Source organism: Nocardioides humilatus (assembly GCF_008373755.1).
Lineage (GTDB): Bacteria > Actinomycetota > Actinomycetes > Propionibacteriales > Nocardioidaceae > Nocardioides > Nocardioides humilatus.
In genome coordinates this window covers 357,656-377,298 of record NZ_VUJV01000003.1, presented here as the reverse complement: position 1 = coordinate 377,298, position 19,643 = coordinate 357,656, and the positions used below count along the sequence as shown (strand labels likewise).

The following is a 19,643-nucleotide window of genomic DNA, read 5'->3' as shown; positions in this document are numbered from 1 at the left end:
TTCTACGGAAACACCGCGCGCGACGGATCCAGCGCCTACCGTCGGCGGATGTCTCGTCGACTGATTGCAGCCGCGGTTGCCGTCGCTTCGCTCCTGGCTCTCGTTGACAGTGCGGAAGCCACGTGGACCCCGACACCCCCGAACCTGTCGGCCGCCGGCGCCAACGCCGTCGACGTCGTCACCGCGGTCGGACCCAACGGCCACGTCGCTGTCGCGTGGAGGCGTCTCGACGAAGCCGGCGACTGGCGGATCCAGCTGCGCGAGCGCAGCGACACGGGCACGCTCAGCGCGGTCCAGACGGTCTCTTCGGCCGGCAACAGCGCCTACGCACCCGACGTCGCCGTTGACGCGACCGGGCGCGTCGTCGTGGTGTGGGCGCAGCGTGACGACACCACGGGCAGCTACACCGTGCTGGCGAAGACCCGATCGGTCGCCGGCACGCTGTCGGGCATCAAGAACCTGAGCACGGGGGTCGGCACGAGCAGCGCCCTGCGCAGCCCTGATCCCCAGCTCGAGTTGGACCCGACGGGTGCGGCGGTCGTCGCATGGCAGACCGTCTTCGCCTCGGTGTCCTACCGCGCGGTCGTCCGCGGCATTTCGGCCGCGGGTGTCGTCTCACCGACCGCTCAGACGCTGTCGAGCGACGGGCTGAACGTGCGGCCGGTCGCGCTGGCGGTCGACGTCAACGGCACGGCGACCGTTGCCTGGAGCCGCGAGGTCGGCGCCGACACGCGGATCGAAGCTCGCACCCGCGCCGCCAACGGCACTCTCGGCCCACTCAAGGTGCTGACGCCGACCGGGCAGGACAACACCGCACCTGTGGTCGCGGTCACGCCGTCCGGGGACGCTGTGCTTGCCTGGATCCGCTACGACACGGCCGACAACATGCTCTACGCGAGGCGCCTCTCCGCTGCCGGGACGCTCGGTCCGGTCAAGAAGATCTCGGGCACGGACAAGGACGTCTACGACGACGTCACGATCGGGTGGGGCGAGGTCGGCATCAGCGACGCTGGCGATGCGGTGCTGGTGTGGCACCAGGCCAAGCCGTGCTGCGCCAGGGAGGTCGCCGTCCGAGGCCTGAGCGCCGCCAACGCGCTCTCCACGATCACCCTGGCGGGGATCTACACCTACTCCTACCAGCCGCAGGTCGCGGTCGCTCCGGACGGGAGTGCGCTGGTCGGCTTCACCCAGCGGGACGAGACCTTCTGGGACCGGATCGTGGTGCGCACCCGCGCCACTGATGGCACGCTCGGCGCCGTACAGACGCTCTCGGCGTTCGGCCGCGACGCCACCTACTCCGACCTCGCCATGAACGACGCAGGTGTCGCCGCGAGTGCCTGGGTGCGTGAGGACAGCGCGGACCCGTCCTGCTGCGACCGCGCGCAGTACGCCGTCGGGCCGTAGTCCGTCAGCCCAGCTGGGTCCAGGTCGCGGTGCTGCCGCTGGTCTTGCAGAGCCACAGGTTGCCGGTCGAGTCCATGTAGAGATCGCCGCGTACGCCGTCGGTCGGGTGCGTCGCCAGGGCGCCCGGGGTCAGGTTGACCTGGGCCTTGGCGCCGGTGAAGACGCCGCCGCGGCCGTTGGGGCTGACCCCGCGGATGCCGGTGCCGCTGGCGGACGACCCATAGATGGAGGTGCCCGAGCCGGCGTGGCTGGCGCGGATGGCGTTGCTCCCTGCGGTGGTCGAGGACGTGATCGCGCGAATCGCAGCGGAGCTGTCGTCCGGCGAGGTCGCGGTCACGCGGGCAACGAGGCCGAACGAGTTGGCCGTCGCGCCGGTCGTCACGCCCTCCGCTCCGATGCCGGTGCCCCCGTCGGCGTGGAGGCCCTTGCCGGAGACCGACGTGGCCCACATTCCCCACCCTGCGCCCCAGTGCTTGCCGATGACTCCGGTCCCGTAGGTGTCGGTGTTCTTGTGCTCCCCGAAAACGGCCGCAGTGCCCGCGGGTGTTGTTGCGGTCGCCGTGCGTCGCCCGTGGACCGCGTAGGTCCCGGGGGTTTCACCGAGAACACCAACCTTGTTCGACATGCCGAAGACGCCCCAACGGTTGCTCGCCAGGGAAGCCTGGGCAAAGTCGGGCGGCGCGGGGTGCGCCGAATTGCTGGCGACGAAGAGGGCCTCTTCGCCCGACGCAGCACGCGTGTGCACGAGTCCCGTCGTGCTGTCGCTCGAGTTTCCGCACCCTGCGACGATCGGGAGCCCGCACGTTGCTGCGGCGGTGCTCGGCAGGCTGACCACCCCGGCGGCGGCTGTGCCCACGCCGACCGCGGCGAGGCGGAAGAGGTTGCGGCGACTCGGTGCCGCGTCGACCACCGGCCGCGGCAGGTCGTCGCGCTGCTGCTCGAGCTGTTTGATGCGCTGCTCCAACCGCCGGACGTGGGCCAACAACTCGGACTCGGATGCGTGTTCCATCGAAGACTCCTCGCGAGAGAGGGGGTGACTCTCGTGACGCTAGGAGCGCTATCTGGCGATCACATCAGGGCTAGCCCTAATCTCACTCGCCCGTGACCCCATCGATGCACTCGCGGAGAAGGTCGGCGTGGCCGCAGTGGCGCGCGTACTCCTCGATCATGTGGACCAGGATGTCGCGGCCGCTGCCGGTCTCGGTGCCGTTGCGGAAGGTCACGACATTGCCGAGGGTGTCGTCGGTCTGCTGGTCGAGCCAGGCGTTGCTGATCGCGACCTGCTCGCGCCAGGCGGCCCATGCCTCGTCGGCGGCCTCCTGGGTGGGCTCGACGACCGCGAAGCCGGCGTCGCCGTCGTCGTAGATGCGGTCGGCCTCGACCTCGACCAGCGCGCGCTGGAACCAGAAGTGCTCGACGCGTGCGAGGTGGCGGACCAGTCCCAGCAGGCTCATCGAGCTCGGCGGGACGGATCGCGTCGCGAGCTGCTCGGGGGAGAGGTCGGCGCACTTGCGCTCGAGGGCCTCCCGGTAGTGGTCGAGGTAGTCGCGGTAGTTGGCCAGCTCTCCCGGAGTCATGGCGCGATCGTAGGCAGGGCTTCCGTCGGACCCCACGTGGAAGGTGGCTCCCACCTGTTCTCGGGTCCAGAATGGAAGGAGTCCGGATGTGTCCGTATCTCGAGGAGCGACCTTGTCGGTCAGGAGCGAAGAGCCACTGCGGCGGGTCCGCATGTCCTGGGAGGAGTACCTCGAGCTGCCAGAGAGGCCGCGCGCCGAGTGGGTCAACGGCGAGGTTGTCTTCCTGATGGCGCCGCCGGTCTTCGACCACGGCGTGGCGCAGGCGCAGCTGGGAGCTCAGCTCGCACGGCTCCTTCCAGACCTCTACGTCGTTCCCGAGGTCTTTCTCGTCCTTCCGCGCAACCGCGTGCGTCTGCCTGACCTGATGGTTGTCGAGAGCCGGCCTCCCGACGGCTGGGTGCGCGAGGCTCCACTGCTGGTCGTAGAGATCCTTTCGCCGTCCACGCGATCGGAGGACACCATCCGCAAGTCGATGGACTACGCCGCGGGCGGCGCCGGTCAGTACTGGACGGTCGACCCGGAACTGCGCACCATCGACGTCTGGCACCTCGTCGATGGGGAGTGGGACCTGCTCGCACGGATCGACGACAAGCACCCGACGGCAGAGGTCGAGCTCGCTGGCGTCGTCGTCGCGCTCGACCTGCGCGAGGTCCTGCGCGACTGATCTGGTTGGCGGTCGAGCGACCCGACGCCGTACCCTTGCCCCATAGGCGCTCGAGCCGTCATCAGCGGCGAGCCCCGGGAAGAAAGCGTTCGCCACAGTGGGAAGGCAAGTAGAACCCGGCGGGTAGGCCCGTCACAGCCGCAATGAGTGGTCGACGGCTCCGTCATGGAGTGGGCGGCAAGCAGGGTGGTACCGCGGCGTGAGTCGTCCCTGCAGCCCGTTGAGACCGACCGCAGGAGACCAGAGCGATGACCTATCCCAAGGTCAGCAACGACGCCACCGGCGTCCCGTCCGCGCCGCGCTTCCCCGAGATCGAGGAGCGGATCTTGGCCTACTGGGCCGAGGACGACACCTTCCGGGCGAGCGTCGAGCAGCGTGACGCGGGTGCCGACGGCGACAACGAGTTCGTCTTCTACGACGGTCCGCCCTTCGCCAACGGTCTGCCGCACTACGGCCACCTGCTGACGGGCTACGTCAAGGACATCGTCCCGCGCTACCAGACCATGCGCGGCAAGCGCGTGGAGCGCCGCTTCGGCTGGGACACCCACGGCCTGCCGGCCGAGCTCGAGGCGATGCGCCTCAACGGCATCAAGACGACCGACGAGATCGTCGAGATGGGCATCGACAAGTTCAACGACGCCTGCCGCGCGTCGGTGCTGAAGTACACCGGCGAGTGGCGCGATTACGTCACCCGCCAGGCCCGCTGGGTCGACTTCGACAACGACTACAAGACCATGAACCCCGAGTTCATGGAGTCGGTCCTGTGGGCCTTCAAGAGCCTCTACGACAAGGGCCTGGTCTACGAGGGATTCCGCGTCCTGCCCTACTGCTGGAACGACGAGACGCCGCTCTCCAACCACGAGCTGCGGATGGACGACGACGTCTACCAGGACCGCCAGGACCCTTCGGTCACCGTCGGCTTCGAGGTGACGACCGAAGGTTCGTTCCACGGCGCGAAGGTGCTCATCTGGACGACCACGCCGTGGACCCTGCCGAGCAACCTCGCCGTCATGGTCGGTTCTGACATCGACTACGTCGCGGTCCAGCACGAGGGCCAGCGGCTCGTGCTCGCCGAGGCCCGGCTGTCGGCGTACTCCCGGGAGCTGGGGGACGAGCCCGACGTCGTGTGGCGCGGCAAGGGATCCGAGCTCGTCGGGCTCACCTACGCACCGCCGTTCTCCTACTTCGCCGGGCACGCCAACGCGTTCCGCGTGGTCGCGGCCGACGAGGCCGTCACCACCACCGATGGCACCGGCCTGGTCCACAGTGCCGGCGCGTTCGGTGAGGTCGACAAGGAGGTCACCGACCGGGAGAAGATCGAGCCGGTGATGCCCGTCGGCAAGGACGGTCGCTTCACGCACCCCGTCACCGAGTACGCCGGCATGCTCGTCTTCGACGCCAACGCGCACATCATCGACGACCTGAAGGCGGTCACCGCTGGCGGCCAGGGCGGCCAGGGCGGTTCGGTCACGCCGGGCACCGTGCTGGTGCGCCGTGAGACCTACACCCACTCCTACCCGCACTGCTGGCGCTGCCGCGAGCCCCTGATCTACAAGGGCGTGGAGTCGTGGTTCGTCGAGGTCACCAAGTTCAAGCAGCGGATGCTCGAGCTCAACGAGCAGATCCGCTGGGTGCCTGAGCACATCAAGCACGGGCAGTTCGGCAAGTGGCTCGAGAACGCCCGCGACTGGTCGATCACGCGCAACCGGTTCTGGGGCAGCCCGGTGCCGGTCTGGAAGAGCGACGACGCGGCCTACCCGCGGATCGACGTCTACGGCTCCTTCGAGGAGATCGAGCGCGACTTCGGTCGCCTGCCGCTCAACAAGGACGGCGAACCCGACCTGCACCGGCCGTGGGTCGACGACCTGACGCGTCCCAACCCCGACGACCCCCGCTCGCCGGAGGAGGGGCAGTCGACGATGCGCCGGGTCGCCGACGTGCTCGACGTGTGGTTCGACTCGGGCTCGATGTCCTTCGCGCAGGTGCACTACCCGTTCGACAACCAGGAGTGGTTCGACAACCACTTCCCGGGCGACTTCATCGTTGAATACATCGGCCAGACCCGCGGCTGGTTCTACACGATGCACGTCTTGGCCACCGCGCTCTTCGACCGGCCGGCGTTCTCGTCCTGCATCAGCCACGGCATCGTGCTCGGCTCCGACGGCAACAAGATGTCGAAGTCGCTGCGCAACTACCCCGACGTCAGCGAGGTCTTCGACCGCGACGGCGCCGACGCGATGCGCTGGTTCCTCATGGCGAGCCCGATCCTGCGTGGCGGCAACCTGGTCGTCACCGAGCAGGGCATCCGTGACGCCGTGCGCCAGGTGATGATCCCGCTCTGGAACACCTGGTACTTCTTCTCGCTCTACGCCAACGCCGAGGGATACGAGGCCCAAGGGCGGACCGACAGCGCTGACCCGCTCGACCGCTACCTGCTGGCCAAGACCCGGCAGTACGTCGAGAAGCTCACCGCCGAGCTCGACGACTACGCGATCGCCGACGCGTGCGAGACCACGCGCGGCTTCCTCGACGTGCTGACCAACTGGTACGTCCGCCGCTCGCGCGAGCGCTTCTGGGAGGGCAAGGCCGAGGCGTTCGAGACGCTCGCCGCGGTGATCGACGTGGTCTGCCGCGCGGTCGCGCCGCTGCTGCCGCTCACGACCGAGGAGATCTGGCGCGGCCTGACCGGCGGTCGCTCTGTGCACTTGGTCGACTGGCCCGACGTCGCGACCCTCCCGTCTGACGACGCGCTCGTCGCCGCGATGGACCAGGTCCGCGAGGTCTGCTCTGCGACCTCGGCGCTGCGCAAGGCCGGTGGCCTGCGCAACCGGCTCCCGCTCGGCGCCTTGACCGTGGTCGTCGCCGACCCGGCCTCGCTGGAGGCCTATATCTCGATCGTGGCCGACGAGGTCAACGTCAAGGATGTGCGGCTGCTCGCGGCCGACTCGCCCGAGGCTGCTGGCTACGGCGTCTCGCAGCGACTCTCGGTCAACGCGCGCGCCGCCGGTCCGCGTCTCGGCAAGGACGTCCAGGTCGCGATCAAGGCGTCGAAGTCGGGCGACTGGAGCGTCGCCGAGGACGGGACCGTCACTGCCGGCGGCCTGGCCCTGGAAGAAGGGGAGTACTCCCTGGAGACCGTGGTCGGATCCGAGACCGACGGCACCGCCACGGGCATGCTCCCGACCGGTGGCTTCGTCGTCCTGGACACTGTCGTCACGCCCGAGCTCGCCGAGGAGGGCATCGCCCGTGACCTGGTCCGTGCGGTCCAGCAGGCCCGGCGGGATGCCGGCCTCGACGTGACCGACCGGATCACCCTCACCCTCGGCGGCTCGGCGGCCGTGTGCACGGCGGCCGGCGCCTACGAGGACCTCATCTCCAAGGAGACTCTCGCGACCTCCTACGTCGTCGAGGAGGGAGCCGAGGGCACCGCAGTGACGGTCGGTGACGGCGAGCAGGCGGTCGTGGCGGTCGTCCGAGCGTGATCCCGGGCGACCGTCAGGTCGTCGTCGACTCGCTCGGCGTCGGCATCGCAACGGGCGCGTACGGCGTCTCGTTCGGTGCCGTCGCGGCCGCCTCCGGTCTCGACGTCTGGCAGGCGTGCGCGCTGTCGCTGCTCGTCTTCACCGGGGCGTCGCAATTCGCGTTCGTCGGGGTGGTCGCCGCCGGGGGAGCGCCGCTCGCCGGTTCGCTGACCGCGCTGCTGCTCGGCAGCCGCAACACCTTCTACGGCCTGGCGCTCGCGCCTCACCTCGAGGTGCGCGGTTGGAGGCGCCTGCTCACCGCTCAGCTGATCATCGACGAGTCGACGGCGATGGGGCTCGGCCAGGACGATGCGCGGCGCACTCGGCTGGCCTTCCGGCTCACCGGGGTGACGATCTTCGTGTTGTGGAACCTGGCGACCCTGGCCGGCGCGGCCGCCGGGCAAGCGCTCGGCGACCCGCGCGCCTACGGGCTCGATGCCGCAGTGGGGGCAGCGTTCCTCGGGCTGCTGTGGCCACGGCTGACCGCGTGGCCGCAACGGGTGGTCGCGGTCGTCGGAGCCGGCGCGGCAATGGGTCTGGTGCCGTGGACCCCGGCCGGCGTCCCGGTCATCCTCGGAGGCGCCGCGGCGGTGGCCGCCGGTCTCGTGCTGGCTCGCAGGCGAGCGGCGGTGCAGCCATGAGCGCGCTCTGGGTCGGCATCCTCGTGGCCTCGGCCGGTTGCTACCTGCTCAAGGTCGCCGGGCTGTCGGTCCCGCAACGCGTCCTCGCACATCCGGTGGCCGAGCGCGTCGCCGACCTGATCCCCGTCGGCCTGCTGGCGGCCCTGGTCGCTGTCCAGGTCCTTGCTGACGGGCAGTCGCTCGCGATCGATGCTCGTCTGCTCGGGCTGGGTGCGGCCGTCGTACTCCTGATGGCGCGGGCGCCTTTCCTTGTCGTCGTGTTCGGTGCCGCCCTCGTGGCGGCGCTGGCGCGCGCGATCTGAGGGTCAGGGGACGCTGAGCACCGTTTCGCACGTGCTCGCCCGGTCGGTCCCGGCCATCCCGTCGCACCGGTCGGTGCCCCCGCCGCCGAGCAGGTAGTCGTTGCCGGCGTCTCCACCGAGGACGTCGTTGCCGGCCGCGCCGTTGAGCGTGTCGTTGCCGCCCGCACCGCGCAGTTGGTTGGCGGCCGCGTCGCCCGTGAGCCGGTCAGCGAACCGGCTGCCGACCAGGCGCTCGACGAGGACGAGCGTGTCGGTGCCGGCGCCGGTGGCCTGCTGCGTGAGCAGCGATGCCGTGACGGGCGCGGCTGCGGAGGAGAAGCGCACCGTGTCCGCGCCATCGCCACCGACGATCACGTCGTCGCCGGCAGCGGGGACGAAGACGTCGTTGCCGGCGGACCCGCTGAGGCTGTCGTCGCCAGGGCCGGCAGCGACCAGGGTGTCGTCGCCTCCGGCGCCGTCGATGCGGTTGGGCCCGGAGGTCCCGGTGAGCCGGTCGGCGTATCCTCCGCCGCGCAGGTCCTCGAAGCCATCGGCCACGTCGGTGCCGAGACCCGACACGACGCCCGTGCCCAGGTCGGCGCGGACCGGCCCGGTGGCGTACTCGAGGTTGAGCAGGTCGGTCCCGGTGCCGCCGGTCTCGTCGTCGTTGCCGAGGCCGGAGACCACCTGGTCGTCGCCCCCTCGGCCGTCCACCACGTCGTTACCGGCGCCTGCGGTCAGCAGGTTCGAACCACCGTCGCCAAAGATCTGGTCGTCATACTCGGAACCGGTGATCGAGCCGATGTTGGCCAGGGAGTCCTGGTAGCCGCCGCTGTTCACCGTGCCGGCGACGAGGTCGGCAACGACGCCCTGCGGCGCAGAGAAGTAGCTGACGCGGTCGCCCTCAGGTGCTCCGGCCAGCCCGGCGATGTAGCCGTCGATGTAGTCGCTGCCCAGGCCACCGTCCAGTCCGTCGCGCCCGGCGCCACCTTGGAGGTTGTCGTCGGCTCCCTCGCCGCCGAGTACGTCGAAACCCGCTCCGCCGTTGAGCTGGTCAGGGCCGTCGCCGCCTCGGAGGTCGTCGTTGCCCTCGCCGCCCCACAAGAGATTGGCGTCGGCGTTGCCGATGAACTGGTCGTTGTAGAAGCTGCCGACGACCGACGCCACGGCGGACAGGTGGTCCTCGCCGCTCGCCGCCCAGGTCAGGCCCGTCGTCAGGTTGACCCCGACCGGTCCGGGCGCGTCCTCGTAGACCACGGTGTCGTCGACGCCTCCCTCGCCGTTGCCGTAGACGTAGTCGTTGCCGGCGCCCGGCACGAACGTGTTGACCCCGGCCAAGCCGTAGGCGACGTCGTTGCCGTCGCCGAGGCAGATCAGGTCGTCACCGCCGAACCCGAAGACGGTGTCGTTGCCGCCGAGGGCTGCAACGACGTCGCGTCCTTCGGTGCCGTTGATCGTGTCGGGACCTTCGGTGCCGACGTGGGTGGCGGTCACCCCGCGGCACGTGACGGTCGCCTGGGCGACCGTCGTGGGAAGCACGACGAGCGCAGCGACGACGGCGCTGGTGGCTGCACCGGCGGTGGCGAATCGGTGGGTGGGCATCGGTGCCTCCGAGAGCTGGGACGGTTTACCCCTCCTGCGTGACATCCGTTGTCACGATGCGACAGACCGGGGCGGTGTCTTCGACGCTAGGAAGCGCGCGCGACTGGGCCTAGTACTGGATCTGGACCCGGTCGGTGCAGGATCTGGACCGCCGGTGGGGCCGGGCTGGTTGGATGAGGGCATGGCCACGACACCTGGGCTGGACCTGACCGCTGACGCCGTCACGCTGACCCGGCAGCTCTGCGACATCGAGTCGGTGTCGCACAACGAGCAGGAGATCGCCGACGCCGTCGAGATCGCGCTGCGTGCGCTGCCTCACCTCGCCGTCGGGCGACGCGGCAACACGGTGGTCGCGCGCACCGACCTCGGCCGGCCCAGTCGGGTGGTGATCGCGGGCCACCTCGACACGGTGCCGGTCAACGCCAACTTCCCGACCCGACTCGACGAGGGTCTCGGGATCCTGTGGGGGCTCGGCACGTGCGACATGAAGGGTGGCGACGCCGTCATCCTCCGGCTCGCAGCGACCGTCACCGCACCGGTGCACGACCTGACGTTCGTGCTCTACGAGTGCGAGGAGATCGATTCGAAGTACAACGGGCTCCGGCTCCTCAGCGAGTCCGACCCGCACCTGCTCGAGGCCGACTTCGCCGTGCTGATGGAGCCCTCCAACGCCGTCGTCGAGGCCGGCTGCCAGGGCACGCTCCGCGTCGACGTGCGCACCCGCGGGGAGCGGGCCCACTCGGCGCGCAGCTGGCGCGGGGTCAACGCGATCCACGGGGCGTCCGACGTACTCCATCGGCTCAACGCGTTCGAGGCGCGCAAGCCGGTCATCGACGGGCTCGAGTATCACGAGGGCCTCAACGCCGTCGGCATCAGCGGAGGCGTCGCGGGCAACGTGATCCCCGACGAGTGCGTCGTCACCGTCAACTACCGCTTCGCCCCCGACCGGTCGGAGGAGGAGGCCCTGGCGTTCGTCACCGCCTTCTTCGACCCGTACGACGTCACGCTGACCGACACCGCACCAGGTGCGCTGCCCGGACTCGACCGGCCCGCGGCGAAGGCGTTCATCGACGCGGTGGGTGGTGAGGTCAACCCCAAGTTCGGGTGGACCGACGTCGCGCGCTTCACGGCGCTCGGCGTGCCTGCCGTCAACTTCGGTCCCGGGGACCCGATGCTGGCTCACAAGCAGGACGAGCACGTGCCGGTGGAGCAGATCCAGCGGTGCGAGGACCAGTTGCGAGCCTGGCTGACGTCCGGCGCCGAGAAGGGGAGTGGCGAGTGAAGGCCAAGTTCAAGGGGCCGGTGATCCAGCGTCGCGCCCAGATCGACGGATCGACCACCGACCAGCGTCTGCTCGACTCGCGCGGCCCGACCGACTGGGTCCACACCGACCCGTGGCGGGTGCTGCGGATCCAGTCCGAGTTCGTCGAGGGCTTCGGCACGCTGGCCGAGCTCGGCGCCGCGATCGGTGTCTTCGGCTCGGCCCGCACCCGGGAGGACGACCCGGCCTACGCGCAGGGCATCGAGGTCGGCCGCAAGTTGGTCGAGGCCGGGTTCTCGGTGATCACCGGCGGTGGTCCGGGCGCGATGGAGGCGGCCAACCGCGGGGCCAGCGAGGCCGGCGGCATCAGCGTCGGGCTCGGCGTCGAGCTGCCCTTCGAGGCGGGCCTCAACGAGTGGGTCGACGTCGGCATCGTGTTCCGCTACTTCTTCGTCCGCAAGACGATGTTCGTGAAGTACTCCCAGGGATTCATCGTGCTCCCGGGCGGCATCGGCACCCTCGACGAGATGTTCGAGGCGGTCACCTTGGCGCAGACCCAGAAGGTCACGGAGTTCCCGGTCGTCCTGCTCGGCGTCGACTATTGGTCCGGCCTCATCGCGTGGCTGAAGGACACCGTGCTCGCCTCCGGCAAGATCGCGCAGTCCGACATCGACCGGATGGTCGTCACCGATGACGTCGACGAGGCCGTCGCGCTGATGGCGGCGGCACGCAGCCGCCACCACCAGGGCTGAGACCTCAGGAGACCGGGATGCCTCAGACCATGATGTGGGTGTTCGCCGTACTCATCGTGCTGGCGATGGGTGGCATCGCCATGCTGGCCGCCGGACGCGGCGAACCGATGAAGCCGGCCTTCGACGACCGGCCCGACGCACGCGTGCCCGCCGACCGCGCACTGACCGCCGACGACCTGCGTCGGGTGCGCTTCTCGCTGGCCTTCCGGGGCTATCGGATGGCCGAGGTCGACGCACTTCTCGCGCGCTTGGCGATGGAGCAGGAACTGCGTGCTGCGCAGGATCCGGCACGCGCTCCTGACGCGGAGTGATGGCCACTGCTGCGCGGTCGCAGGGGCATAAGCGATAATGGTGCAGCCGGACCTGCGGAGAGCAGGTCTGCCACAGCTGATGGGAAGAGGGGTGTGCCGCATGGCGGCGATGAAGCCTCGGACCGGTGACGGTCCGCTGGAGGTCACCAAGGAGGGTCGCGGCATCGTGATGCGCGTCCCGCTTGAGGGCGGCGGCCGTCTGGTCGTCGAGCTCAACGCCGAAGAGGCGGGTGCCCTCGGTGACGCGCTCAAGAACGTCGTCGGGTGACGGACCCCGTCCTTCCAAGCCAGGTTTCACCCCCTGAGTTCGCACTCAGCGAACTCCCTCCTGCCGCCATCGTCGGTGTCGACGTGGTGGCAGTTCCGGTCCTACCCGGTCCGGTCGGCGATCCTTCCGAGGGTCCGAGCGTCCTGCTCGGCCCGGGCGCTGCCGACCTGATCGAGGAGACCGGTATCGATCTTCTCGGCGTCGCCGAGCTGCGCCGGATGACCGGCGCCGTCGGCGAGGTCGCCGAGGTGCCGGTGCCCGTCGGGACCGCCACCAACCCTTCGTTACGCCTCGCGCTCCTGGTCGGAGTGGGGGCCGCGCGTCCCGTCGACCTGCGACGGGCGGGCGCCGCGCTCGCGCGAGCGGTCCGCGACCGTGACGCCGTGGCGACCTCCATCCCCGCTGTCGCACCCGACGGACCCGACGTGCCGGGGGAGAAGGCCCTCGAGGCGTTCGTCGCCGGCACCATGCTCGGCTCTTTCGGGTTCCACTGGCGGTCGAGCGGCCCCGAGCACACGCCCGTACGACGGGTGGTCATCGCGACTCCCCCCGGATCGCTCGACGCCGACCAGCCTGCGCTCGCTCGCGCGGTCGCGATCGGCGGGGCGGGTTGGCGGGCGCGGATGCTCGCCACCGTGCCGAGCAACCTGAAGAACCCCGCGTGGCTCGCCGGTCAGGCCGAGGAGATCGCCGAGGCCGCCGGCCTCGAGGTCCGGGTCTGGGACGAGAAGGCGCTCGAGAGCGAAGGCTTCGGCGGCATCGTCGGCGTGGGCAAGGGATCGGCGACCCCGCCACGCCTGATCCGGCTCGACTACCGGCCGTCGGGCACGTCGACGCGGGCGATCAAGAAGCTCCCGCACCTCGTCTTGGTCGGCAAGGGCATCACGTTCGACACCGGCGGCCTCTCGATCAAGCCCGGTCCCAGCATGGTGTCGATGAAGCGCGACATGACCGGCGGTGCGGTGGTGCTGGCCACGATGGCCGCTCTCGCCGACCTCGGGTGTCCGATCCGCGTCACCGGCCTGGTGCCGGCGGCCGAGAACGCGGTGTCCGGCTCGGCGCTCCGACCCGGCGACGTCATCCGGCACTGGGGTGGCCGCACGACCGAGGTCACCAACACCGACGCCGAGGGCCGCCTGGTCCTCGCCGACGCGCTGGCCTACGCGGCGGCCGAGCTCGAGCCGACCGTCCTCGTCGATGTCGCGACCCTGACCGGCGCGATGAAGGTCGCGCTCGGCCAGCAGGTCGGTGGCTTCTTCGCCACCGACGACACGCTCGCTGCTGCACTGAGCGAGGCGGGGGAGACGGCAGGAGAGCCGCTGTGGCGCTTCCCGCTCTACGCCGGCTACGAGGAGCGGCTCGCCTCCAAGGTGGCCGACGCCGACAACGCGGCCGGCAACCCGGGCGCGATCACCGCGGCACTCTTCCTCCAGCACTTCACCGGCGGCCTGCCGTGGGCCCACCTCGACATCGCCTCGGTCGGCGACGTCGAGAAGGAGCTCCACGAGTGGACCGTCGGGCCGTCCGGCTTCGGCGCTCGACTGCTGCTCACCTGGCTCGGTCAGGCCGAGCCGCTCGCCGGCATCCACCACGACTGACATCACCACCGAGCAGCACCGAGGAGAAGCACGTGAAGGGTCTGACCGTCCGCTGGTCGCTCGCCGCCGCACCGGAAGGGGTCGAGGAGACGCTCGCGACCTATGTCGCCGACACCTCCCACGCCCGCTTCACCGGGATGGACGGCCTGGCCTACAAGACGTGGCGGATGCTGCCCGGACAGTGGTTCGAGGGGTGCTACGTCTTCGCCGACGACGCGGCGCGGGCTGCTTTCCAGGAGTCGTTCTCGGCCGTCGCGGCGGAGTCGCCCGGGTCGCAGATCATCGGCAGCGCGCCGATCCTGATCGAACCTTGCGAGATCGTGTCGATCGCCGAGGGCGCTGCCGGGTTCACCGCCGCACCCCGCGCCTGACCTCTTCTGATCAGCGCAGTCGGTCGAGCGCTGCCTCGGCCGCGTTGAACCCACCCATGCCGTGGACGCCCGCACCGGGCGGCGTCGCTGACGAGCACAGGTAGACCCCGTCGACGCCGAGGGCATAGGGGTTGAGCCCCACCCGCGGGCGGAATGCGATCTGCCGGGCGGTGTTGGCGCCCGCAGAGATGTCACCGCCGACGTAGTTGGCGTTGTAGGTCTCGAGGCCGGCCGGGTCACGCGTGGAGGTCGCGAGGATCCGGTCGCGGAAGCCGGGGGCGAACCGCTCGATCTGCCGGGTCACGGCCTCGGTTGCGTCGCCGGTGTAGCCGTGAGGCACGTGGGCGTAGGCGTAGATGGGGTTGGCTGTGCCGCTGGACCGCGTGGGGTCGCAGAGGTACTGCTGGCCCAGGAGCACGAACGGCTGCTCGGCCATGGTGCCGCCCACGGTGCCCGCCTCGATCGCGCGGATCTGCTCGGCCGAGCCGCCGAGGTGCAGGGTGCCGGCGCGTCGACAGTCGGGGTTGGTCCACGGGATGTCGCCCTCGATGGCGTAGTCGACCTTGAAGGCGGCCGGACCGTAGGAGTAGCGGGTGAGTGCCCGCCGTACGCGTCCGGGCAACCGGTCGCCGACGATCTCCAGCACGCCCGCGGGCGCGGTGTCGAGGAGCACGATGTCGGGGGCGGTGCCGGTCAGGTCGCGCAGCTCGTCGAGCGAGGTCACGCGGACACCGGTGCGCACCTTGCCGCCGAGGGAGGCGAACTCGGTCAGCAGCGCGCGGGTGATGGCCTCGGTGCCGCCTTCGGCGACCGGCCAGCCGACGGCGTGCGCCGTGCCGGTGAGCATCAGCCCGACGGACCCGCTCAGCGGGGTGTCGAGCCGCCCGAAGGAGTGCGCTGCGACGCCCATGAACAGGGCTCGCGCCGGGTCGTCGCTGAACCGCCCGGTGGTCCACGTGGCCGGCATGAGCGCCTTCACGCCGAAGCGCCCGAGCGTGATCGGGTGGCGGGGGAGGTGCGCGACCGGCTGGAAGACCTCGCTGATCAGGTCGTCGAAGTTGCGGACGATCGGAGCGAAGATCCGCCGCCACCGCGCCCCGTCACCGCCGAGGCTCGCCACGGTGGCGTCCATGTCGCGTGCCGCGATCCCGGCCCGACCGTCGTCCAGCGGGTGCGCGAGGTCGACCTCGGGCCAGAGCCACCGCAGTCCGTGGCGCTCCAGTCCCAGCGAGGAGAGGTACGGCGACGCCACCGCTGTCGGGTGGAACGCTGCGCAGTCGTCGTGGAGCACCCCCGGCAGGGTCAGCTCGCTGGTGCGGGTGCCGCCACCGGGCCGGTCGTAGGCCTCGAGCACCGTGACCTCGACCCCGGCCTGGGCCAGCCTGATGGCGCCAGCGAGCCCATTGGGCCCGCTGCCGACGACGACTGCGGTGGTCACGACACAGGGTCCTTACCGGTGGTGAGGGTGCTCTGGCGACGGTAGCCGGTGGCCGTCCATCCGACCTCGAGCGGGATCGGCCCGTTGGGGAGCCACGGCTGCTCCTTGACGCAGTCGCGGACGTCCCAGGTGCCGCGCTCCACCACGCCGAGGGCGGCGTCGATGACCCGGTAGTGCTGGGGGCGGCCGCGTCGCCACGGCGTCGGCTGCGACTCGCAGTAGGCGACGACCAGGTCGCCGGGTGCCAGGCCGAGCCGCTTCTGGATCGCCGCCACCATCCGCTCGTCGTGGAGGTGGCCGTCGCCGAAGTTCCAGCCGAGCACGACGTTGCAGACGAACTCGCCCTCGCGCAGGGTGCGCGACTCGATGTCGTCGAGGTGCTCGTAGAGGACCGAGTAGAGGCCGCGGCCCTGGCTGTGCATCGCGCGCCAGGCGCCGACCTTCTGCAAGGTCATCTCGGCGTCGTCGTGCTCGAGCGGGGTCGGCAGCATCCGTTGCAGCTGGTCGACCTGGTTCTCGACCGCCGGCAGCTCGTTGAGCCGGGCCTCGACGCCCGGCTTCATCGCCCAGACCGCGGACGCCCAGTTGCCGGCGTACTGCCGCATCGAGGGGAGGAAGGACACCAGGTCCGGACGCAGGTTGCCCAGCACCGGGCCGAAGAGCAGCAGCCCGAAGACAGGGATCAGCAGCAGCGGCTCGGAGCAGTCCCAGATGTTGTAGACCGACGCGTCGAACCCGTCGCCGAAGCCGCCCCACAAGACGATCGCGATGTAGCCGAAGTAGACGTTCCACTCCAGCGGTACGGCGAGCGGGAAGGTCGAGGTGATGAAGATGTGGAAGATCAGCATGGCGATCGCACCGAGCATCGCGATCGTGTTGTTGGTCGTGGTGAGCAGGACGAACGGGATGATCAGCTCGACCGTCGTGCCGCCGACGTGGGCCATGAACCAGGCGAAGCGGCTCGGGCGGAGGTCGTCGGGCTCGTTGCGGTAGTGCAGGCGCTTGACGAACGACAGCTGGCCCGGGGTGTTGGACACCATGGGTGGCACGACGTTGACGAAGTGCTCGCCGATCTTGGATGTACCCGCGCCGATCCAGACGATGCAAATGATGATCTTGAAGGCGACGACCAGGTTGATGAAGTCGTCCGCCCCCGCCGAGTCGGACAGCGCGAGTGCGCCAAGCGTGGCCGAGAAGAGCATGATCGGCAGGTACTGCTCGGAGCGTGCCGCGAGGAAGACGACCTTGTCGCGCAGGCCCATCAGCGGCATCGTCACGAGGATCGGGATGAAGGCCGCCGGGGGCACGAGCTCCTGAGGTCCGGTGCCGGCCGGCACCAGCGTCACCCGCTCGGCCGTCGCCAGCAGGGGATAGGCGAGGCTGGCCAGCACGGCGACGTACAGGAGGACGTCGACGACGGTGCGCTCGTCGCCGCCGGTGAGCGGGACGCGTTTGCCCCAGGGCGCCATCCGGATCGTGCCGGGGCGCAACCAGTAGCGGATGTTGCCGAGCATCGGCGCGAAGTGGCCGCACAGCGGGCCGAACGCGCCGCCCAGGCCGATCACCTCGAGCAGCATCAGCCACACCGCGAGCTTCTGGTAGACGACGACGTTGTCGAACCAGGTGCCGGGATCGGTGAAGGAGACGTAGTCGGTCGTCCAGGAGGTGATGGCGAGCCCGACGGCGAAGTAGAGGCCGAGCATCTTGAGGACGTAGACGACGTGCAGCACCCGCGGGGTGCCGAACCCGTCGTCGACCCAGTTGACGGCGAGCAGCCGGATCCGCTCCTGCAGCGGAAGCCGCAGGAAATCGGCCGGCGGCATCGGCTGGGGCGAGGGGGTGAGGAAGCCCATCTGAGGAGTCCTTTCGGGGCCGGCGCGTGACGCCGATCATGCTAGGTCCGGGGCATGTCGCGATACTTGGTTCGAGGGCACGAAAGGGTGGGTCGAATTCGGCCTCTCAGTGTCACAGTGAGGCACGGTCGCGTCTGCGACCATGGTGCGACGTACCAAAGCAGGGAGGTGGGGTTGTGTCGGACGCGGAGACCGAGCTCCAGGCCGTCGGCATCTTGTTGGCCGAGCGCAGCGGCGACCTGACCGCCTACCTCGTCGGGGAGTTCGGCGATCGGATCCCCGAGCTGCCCAAGGACCCCGCTCTGGTCGACCTCCTCAACGGCAGTGCTGGCTCCAACTTGGAGAACCTCGCCCACCTGCTCCGCGGGCACATCCCGATCGATCAGGTCCGGGCGCCGGCAGCGGCGATCGAGTACGCCCGACGGCTCGCGCAGCGCAGCACGCCGCCGAGCGCGCTGCTCCGCGCCTACCGGCTCGGTCAGCAGCTCATCTTGCGATGGGCCAACGACGAGATCTCGCGCCGGGTCCCCGATCAGGCGCTCGCCCTCCAGGCCAGCCACCTGCTCACCGAGACCTCGTTCCAGTACGTCGACGCCGTCTCCGAGGACGTGATGGGCGCCTACCAGACCGAGCGCGAGCGCTGGCTGGCCAACCGCAGTGCGGTGCAGCGCGAGATCGTCGACACCCTGCTGCGAGGCGAACGTCTCGAACTGGCGACCGCCGAGGCGACGCTCGGCTATCGGCTGCACCAGCACCACCTCGGCCTCGTGCTGTGGACCGATGGATCCGACGACGGGCTGCGCGAGTCTGAGCACTTGCTGGCGCGCCTCGCCCAGCGGGTCGGCTCAGGGGGCCATCCGCTCTTCGTGCCGCGCGACCGCGACACCGCCTGGGCCTGGTTGCCCGTCGGTCCGTCCGGAGTCGTGGACCTGGCCGCGGTGGGCGAGGTGATGCGGACGGCCACGAAGGGCACCAGGGTCGCGCTCGGTGGTGCGGAGGCCGGCGAGCCGGGCTTCCGCGCCACCCACCTGGCTGCGGCGGCGGCCCACCGCGTCGCGCAGCTCGGTCACTCCGTCGAGCCGGTGGTCTCCTATGTCGACCCGACCGTCCGCGCTGCCGCGCTGCTCGCCGGGGACCTGGGGTCGACCCGATTCATGGTCGCGCGCACGCTCGGCGGTCTCGCCGCGGACACCGATGGCGCGGCACGGCTCCGCGACACCCTGTTGGCGTTCGTGGAGGACCGCGAGAGCTACGTCGCGACGGCTGCCCGCATGCACCTGCACAAGAACACGGTGAAGTATCGCGTCGACCGTGCGGTCGAGGTCCGTGGCAAGCCGGTGAGCGAGGACCGGCTCGACCTGGAGCTGGCCCTGATCGCCTGCAAGTGGCTCGGGCCCGAGGTTCTGGTGAAGGAAGGTCCGTCAGGGGCCTAGTCGGCCTCGGGGACCCACTCCTTCTTCGCGAGCAGCAGCCCGTCGCCGACCGGCAGCAGCACGGGCACCAGGCCGTCGGTCGCAGCGACCTCGTGGACGAGCGAGCGGATGGCAACGGTCTCGTCGTCGCGCTGCGAGGGGTCGGCGACCCGGTCGTGCCAGAGGGCGTTGTCGAACGCCACGACGCCGCCGGGGCGCAGCAGCCGCATCGCCTCGGACAGGTAGGCGCCGTACTCACGCTTGTCGCCGTCGGCGAACACGATGTCGTAGTGGCCGTCGGTGAGCCGGGGGAGTACGTCGAGCGCCCGCCCCGCGATGGTGCGCACCCGCTGAGGGGCGATGCCGTCGTCCTTGAAGGACTCGCGTGCCAGCCGCTGGTGCTCGGCCTCGACGTCGACGGTGGTCAGGACCCCGTCGGACCGCATGCCGCGCAGCAGGTAGAGGCCAGAGACCCCGGCGCCTGTGCCGATCTCGACGACGGCGCGCGCATCGAGCACCGAGGCGACGAACCGCAGCGCGGCGCCGGCACCGGAGCCGATCGCGACCGCGCCGACCTCCTGGGCTCGGGCGCGTGCCCCGAGGAGCACGTCGTCCTCGGCGACATAGGTCTCGGCGAAGCTCCAGCTGCTCGGGCTGATCGGGTCCACGGGGTCACCGTAACGGTCGAC

General features: G+C 70.3%; 18 protein-coding genes. 12 read left to right on the top strand and 6 right to left on the bottom strand.

The genetic code is table 11. The features are described 5' to 3' along the window. The first annotated feature begins 48 nt into the window (after positions 1 to 48). Entirely contained in the window at positions 49 to 1,404 is a 1,356-nt protein-coding gene (locus tag F0U44_RS09590) for a hypothetical protein (RefSeq protein WP_149728075.1), read from the top strand. Positions 1,405 to 1,408: 4 nt separating this feature from the next. On the opposite strand, the gene F0U44_RS09585 is transcribed toward F0U44_RS09590, so the two are convergent. Together F0U44_RS09585 and F0U44_RS09580 are read right to left on the bottom strand one after the other, a co-directional pair. Further along, complete coding sequence (locus F0U44_RS09585; RefSeq protein ID WP_149728074.1) at positions 1,409 to 2,413, bottom strand: hypothetical protein; 1,005 nt, start codon at positions 2,411 to 2,413, stop codon at positions 1,409 to 1,411. Between the two features lie 82 nt (positions 2,414 to 2,495). Further along, entirely contained in the window at positions 2,496 to 2,981 is a 486-nt protein-coding gene (locus tag F0U44_RS09580) for a DinB family protein (protein WP_149728073.1), read from the bottom strand. A 151-nt stretch (positions 2,982 to 3,132) separates the two neighbouring features. Here F0U44_RS09580 and F0U44_RS09575 point away from each other — a divergent pair, with 151 nt between their 5' ends. The 4 genes from F0U44_RS09575 to F0U44_RS09560 all read left to right on the top strand — a co-directional run bounded on the left by F0U44_RS09575 (position 3,133) and on the right by F0U44_RS09560 (position 8,109). After that, positions 3,133 to 3,645, top strand: coding sequence for a Uma2 family endonuclease (locus F0U44_RS09575; protein WP_149728072.1), 513 nt, complete (start codon positions 3,133 to 3,135; stop codon positions 3,643 to 3,645). Between the two features lie 248 nt (positions 3,646 to 3,893). Further along, positions 3,894 to 7,127 carry an isoleucine--tRNA ligase gene (ileS, locus tag F0U44_RS09570; RefSeq protein ID WP_149728071.1) on the top strand — a complete coding sequence of 1,078 codons (3,234 nt, stop codon included), beginning with the start codon at positions 3,894 to 3,896 and terminating at the stop codon, positions 7,125 to 7,127. After that, positions 7,124 to 7,807 carry an AzlC family ABC transporter permease gene (locus tag F0U44_RS09565; RefSeq protein WP_149728070.1) on the top strand — a complete coding sequence of 228 codons (684 nt, stop codon included), beginning with the start codon at positions 7,124 to 7,126 and terminating at the stop codon, positions 7,805 to 7,807. The genes ileS and F0U44_RS09565 overlap by 4 nt, the downstream gene beginning before the upstream one ends. After that, complete coding sequence (locus F0U44_RS09560) at positions 7,804 to 8,109, top strand: AzlD domain-containing protein (protein WP_149728069.1); 306 nt, start codon at positions 7,804 to 7,806, stop codon at positions 8,107 to 8,109. Before F0U44_RS09565 ends, F0U44_RS09560 begins: the two co-directional genes overlap by 4 nt. Before the next feature lie 3 nt (positions 8,110 to 8,112). Here F0U44_RS09560 and F0U44_RS09555 read toward each other — a convergent pair whose 3' ends face one another. Further along, positions 8,113 to 9,690 (bottom strand): calcium-binding protein, encoded by a 1,578-nt coding sequence (locus F0U44_RS09555; protein ID WP_188113410.1) that lies wholly within the window; start codon positions 9,688 to 9,690, stop codon positions 8,113 to 8,115. A gap of 181 nt (positions 9,691 to 9,871) precedes the next feature. On the opposite strand from F0U44_RS09555, the gene dapE reads away from it, so the two are divergent. From dapE to F0U44_RS09525, 6 genes are all read left to right on the top strand, one after another. Continuing rightward, complete coding sequence (gene dapE, locus F0U44_RS09550) at positions 9,872 to 10,972, top strand: succinyl-diaminopimelate desuccinylase (RefSeq protein WP_149728067.1); 1,101 nt, start codon at positions 9,872 to 9,874, stop codon at positions 10,970 to 10,972. Further along, positions 10,969 to 11,703, top strand: coding sequence for an LOG family protein (locus tag F0U44_RS09545; protein WP_223163635.1), 735 nt, complete (start codon positions 10,969 to 10,971; stop codon positions 11,701 to 11,703). The genes dapE and F0U44_RS09545 overlap by 4 nt, the downstream gene beginning before the upstream one ends. 17 nt (positions 11,704 to 11,720) lie before the next feature. Then, entirely contained in the window at positions 11,721 to 12,014 is a 294-nt protein-coding gene (locus tag F0U44_RS09540; protein WP_246160403.1) for a DivIVA domain-containing protein, read from the top strand. Between the two features lie 100 nt (positions 12,015 to 12,114). Continuing rightward, positions 12,115 to 12,282, top strand: coding sequence for a DUF3117 domain-containing protein (locus F0U44_RS09535; RefSeq protein ID WP_091024313.1), 168 nt, complete (start codon positions 12,115 to 12,117; stop codon positions 12,280 to 12,282). Positions 12,283 to 12,368: 86 nt separating this feature from the next. Further along, positions 12,369 to 13,880 (top strand): leucyl aminopeptidase family protein, encoded by a 1,512-nt coding sequence (locus F0U44_RS09530; protein ID WP_246160402.1) that lies wholly within the window; start codon positions 12,369 to 12,371, stop codon positions 13,878 to 13,880. 32 nt (positions 13,881 to 13,912) lie between these two features. Next, positions 13,913 to 14,251, top strand: coding sequence for a hypothetical protein (locus F0U44_RS09525; RefSeq protein WP_149728064.1), 339 nt, complete (start codon positions 13,913 to 13,915; stop codon positions 14,249 to 14,251). Between the two features lie 10 nt (positions 14,252 to 14,261). Here the strand turns inward: F0U44_RS09525 and F0U44_RS09520 are convergent, their stop codons facing one another. Both F0U44_RS09520 and F0U44_RS09515 read right to left on the bottom strand, forming a co-directional pair. Further along, on the bottom strand, positions 14,262 to 15,689 hold the full coding sequence (locus F0U44_RS09520) for a phytoene desaturase family protein (protein WP_149728063.1): 1,428 nt from the start codon (positions 15,687 to 15,689) through the stop codon (positions 14,262 to 14,264). Then, positions 15,686 to 17,542: a DUF3556 domain-containing protein gene (locus tag F0U44_RS09515; RefSeq protein ID WP_149728062.1), complete on the bottom strand. Its 1,857-nt coding sequence runs from the start codon at positions 17,540 to 17,542 to the stop codon at positions 15,686 to 15,688. Before F0U44_RS09515 ends, F0U44_RS09520 begins: the two co-directional genes overlap by 4 nt. 176 nt (positions 17,543 to 17,718) lie before the next feature. Between F0U44_RS09515 and F0U44_RS09510 the strand changes: the two genes are divergently transcribed. Then, positions 17,719 to 18,975 carry an RsbRD N-terminal domain-containing protein gene (locus F0U44_RS09510; protein ID WP_188113409.1) on the top strand — a complete coding sequence of 419 codons (1,257 nt, stop codon included), beginning with the start codon at positions 17,719 to 17,721 and terminating at the stop codon, positions 18,973 to 18,975. On the opposite strand, the gene F0U44_RS09505 is transcribed toward F0U44_RS09510, so the two are convergent. Beyond that, positions 18,972 to 19,622, bottom strand: coding sequence for an O-methyltransferase (locus F0U44_RS09505; RefSeq protein WP_438616485.1), 651 nt, complete (start codon positions 19,620 to 19,622; stop codon positions 18,972 to 18,974). The genes F0U44_RS09510 and F0U44_RS09505 overlap by 4 nt on opposite strands. Positions 19,623 to 19,643 lie beyond the last annotated feature (21 nt).

Excerpts from the sequence above, each read along its gene's own strand:
- ileS (WP_149728071.1), top strand. The coding sequence starts at position 3,894 with ATGACCTATCCCAAGGTCAGCAACGACGCCACCGGCGTCCCGTCCGCG.
- F0U44_RS09590 (WP_149728075.1), top strand. The coding sequence starts at position 49 with ATGTCTCGTCGACTGATTGCAGCCGCGGTTGCCGTCGCTTCGCTCCTG.
- F0U44_RS09515 (WP_149728062.1), bottom strand. The coding sequence starts at position 17,542 with ATGGGCTTCCTCACCCCCTCGCCCCAGCCGATGCCGCCGGCCGATTTC.
- dapE (WP_149728067.1), top strand. The coding sequence starts at position 9,872 with ATGGCCACGACACCTGGGCTGGACCTGACCGCTGACGCCGTCACGCTG.
- F0U44_RS09555 (WP_188113410.1), bottom strand. The coding sequence starts at position 9,690 with ATGCCCACCCACCGATTCGCCACCGCCGGTGCAGCCACCAGCGCCGTC.
- F0U44_RS09585 (WP_149728074.1), bottom strand. The coding sequence starts at position 2,413 with ATGGAACACGCATCCGAGTCCGAGTTGTTGGCCCACGTCCGGCGGTTG.
- F0U44_RS09575 (WP_149728072.1), top strand. The coding sequence starts at position 3,133 with ATGTCCTGGGAGGAGTACCTCGAGCTGCCAGAGAGGCCGCGCGCCGAG.
- F0U44_RS09580 (WP_149728073.1), bottom strand. The coding sequence starts at position 2,981 with ATGACTCCGGGAGAGCTGGCCAACTACCGCGACTACCTCGACCACTAC.
- F0U44_RS09540 (WP_246160403.1), top strand. The coding sequence starts at position 11,721 with ATGCCTCAGACCATGATGTGGGTGTTCGCCGTACTCATCGTGCTGGCG.
- F0U44_RS09560 (WP_149728069.1), top strand. The coding sequence starts at position 7,804 with ATGAGCGCGCTCTGGGTCGGCATCCTCGTGGCCTCGGCCGGTTGCTAC.
- F0U44_RS09535 (WP_091024313.1), top strand. The coding sequence starts at position 12,115 with ATGGCGGCGATGAAGCCTCGGACCGGTGACGGTCCGCTGGAGGTCACC.